The organism is Sinorhizobium terangae (assembly GCF_009601505.1).
GTDB lineage: Bacteria > Pseudomonadota > Alphaproteobacteria > Rhizobiales > Rhizobiaceae > Sinorhizobium > Sinorhizobium terangae.
The window spans coordinates 1-2,580 of the sequence record NZ_WITC01000048.1 but is presented as its reverse complement, the minus strand read 5'-3'; the positions used below and the strand labels follow the sequence as shown (position 1 = coordinate 2,580).

Genomic DNA, 2,580 nt, shown 5'->3' with positions numbered 1-2,580 from the left:
TGTTGCGCGAGATGATTGGCTTTGCGGCCGAGCGGCTGATGGAGCTGGAGATCGGCAGCGCGACCGGTGCTGGCTACGGCGAGAAGAACCCGATGCGGCTCGCCCAACGCAACGGCTACCGTGACCGGGACTGGGAGACACGGGCTGGCACGGTCGAGCTTCGCATCCCGAAGCTGCGCAAAGGTAGCTATTTCCCGAGATGGGGTATTCGGCTTGAGCCCCATCCTTCAGCGGTGATGCCATGAAGGTGCGGCGCTTCGAGCTGATGGTAACCGTGGTCTGTTCTGGAACAGCCACAAGCATCAGGAAAGGAAGCGCAGCATGAAACATTATGCCGGATTGGACGTCGCAGTCAAAGAGACCGCCATTTGCATCGTCGACGAAACGGGCGCGATCTGCCGTGAGGGGAAGGTGCCGAGCCATCCCGAAGATCTTGTGCGGGCCCTCACCGATCCTGCCTGGGCCCTTGAGCGGATCGGGCTTGAAGCCGGGCCCTTATCGCAATGGCTATTCAGCGGGCTGGCGGAAGCCGGATTGCCGGTGACCTGCATCGAGACGCGGCACACCAAGGCATTCTTGAAGGCACAGCCGAACAAATCCGACCGCATTGACGCCCGAGGCATTGCCCAGATGATGCGGGTCAACCTGTTCCGCCCGGTGCATGTCAAGACGCTGACGAGCCAGAAACGCCTGGCCTTGCTGACGGCGCGCAAGCTCCTACAGGAAAAGGCGATTGCCATCGACAACGACATCCGCGGGCTGTTGCGCAACTTCGGGCTCAAGGTCGGCATGGTCGGAGCCGTCAAATTCGCGCACCGCATCCGCGAGCTCACCGAAGACATGCCCGAACTGGCCGAGATCCTGGAGCCGCTGCTCGACGCACGCGACAAGCTACGCCAGCATTTTGGCGCCCTGCACCGCAAGGTTCTGATGCTTGTCCGGAAGGATGAGACGTGCCGCCGACTGATGTCGATCCCCGGTGTCGGGCCGGTGACCTCGATGGCCTATACCGCGACGATCGACATTCCTCAGCGGTTCAGGAATTCCAAGGCGGTAGGGCCGATATTGGGGCTGACGCCGGTACTGCATGAGTCGGGCGAAAGTCGCCGCATCGGCCGCATCACACTGTGCGGCGACGGCTTGCTTCGATCCCTGCTCTACGAGTCGGCGCAGGTGCTTCTGACGCGGGCCACGAAATGGTCCTGGTTGAAGGCCTGGGCGATGAACGTCGCCAAGCGGCGTGGTGCGCGCAAGGCCATTGTCGCGCTTGCCCGCCGACTGGCGGTGATCATGCACCGGATCTGGATCGACGGCACCCAGTTCCGCTGGACCAGGCAGGACCTCGTGCCGGTCGCTGGCTGACGTCCCGACCAGTGCAGCCTGCCGCGGCGCTCGTGCCCGTCAAGGGCAAGTCGCTGCGCGATGGCCCCGCTGGGCCTCCCTTGACGACCACTGCGTGCCGACGGCCAGCGCGAAATCAGGTCGGGACGAGAAGATGGTCGCCCAATCGGCCGAACAAGAAGATGGGAGATGAACCACGATCAAATGTGACAATTATCACCCCGATGGAAGGTGAGACACAGTTCCACCATGCCGGTGGAAACCTGTCCTTCGCGGGACGGTGGATGAGGTGAGTTCGCCGCAGAAAGCTGTACCGATGCCCCTTGCATCAGGACGCTCCCGAGATTGTTCCACCTCATTCATTTGAATCCCATGGAGGGAGGGCCGAGGCGCCGATCCCGTAGAGAAGCAAGACCCCGCGAAGGACATCAAATGCCGGCAAGCCGGAACGCTCGAGAGCGCTTGACCTCAACACGCCGAATAGAGAAGCTTTCTGGAGCCGCGTCGCATGGCGGAGAAGGCTCTGACGGCTGTTATCCAGGAAGCCTACATCCAAGGCATCTCAACGCGTTCCGTCGACGATCTCGTCAAGGCGATGGGTATGAGCGGCATCTCCAAGAGTCAGGTGAGCCGCCTGTGCGAAGAGATCGATGTCAAGGTGAAGGCCTTCCTCGAAAGACCCATCGAGGGCGATTGGCCCTATCTCTGGATCGACGCCACCTATCTGAAGGTCCGGCGCGGCGGTCGCATCGTCTCCGTCGCCGTCATCATCGCCGTCGGCGTCAACACCGACGGTCGGCGCGAGGTCTTGGGCATGGAGATCGGCACGTCCGAAGCCGAGCCGATCTGGACGGAGTTCCTGCGCAAGCTGACGCGACGGGGTCTCAGAGGCGTCAAGCTGGTCGTCTCCGATGCCCATGAAGGGTTAAAGGCCGCAGTCTCAAAGGTTCTATCGGCCACCTGGCAGAGGTGCCGGGTCCACTTCATGAGAAACGCCCTGGCCCATGCCGGAAAGAGCGGCCGACGGGTGGTCTCCGCCTTCATCGCCACCGCCTTTGCTCAGGATACATCGGAGGCGGCGAGCACCCAGTGGCGCAACGTCGCCGACCAGATACGGCCGAAAGTGCCGAAGCTCGCCGCCATCATGGATGATGCCGAAGCGGATGTGCTCGCCTACATGACCTTCCCGAAAGAGCACCGGGCCAAGCTGCATTCGACAAATCCGATCGAACGTCTCAA

The 2,580-nt window shown here is 62.1% G+C and carries 1 protein-coding gene and 2 pseudogenes; all 3 read left to right on the top strand.

The features are described from left to right. Positions 1 to 2: 2 nt before the first annotated feature. Positions 3 to 233: pseudogene (locus GHK62_RS12950) on the top strand (transposase); the annotation flags it as partial. A gap of 88 nt (positions 234 to 321) precedes the next feature. Continuing rightward, positions 322 to 1,362, top strand: a complete 1,041-nt coding sequence (locus GHK62_RS12945) for an IS110 family RNA-guided transposase (protein WP_153439607.1) — start codon at positions 322 to 324, stop codon at positions 1,360 to 1,362. 466 nt (positions 1,363 to 1,828) lie between these two features. Then, a pseudogene (locus GHK62_RS12940) lies at positions 1,829 to 2,580 on the top strand (IS256 family transposase); the annotation flags it as partial.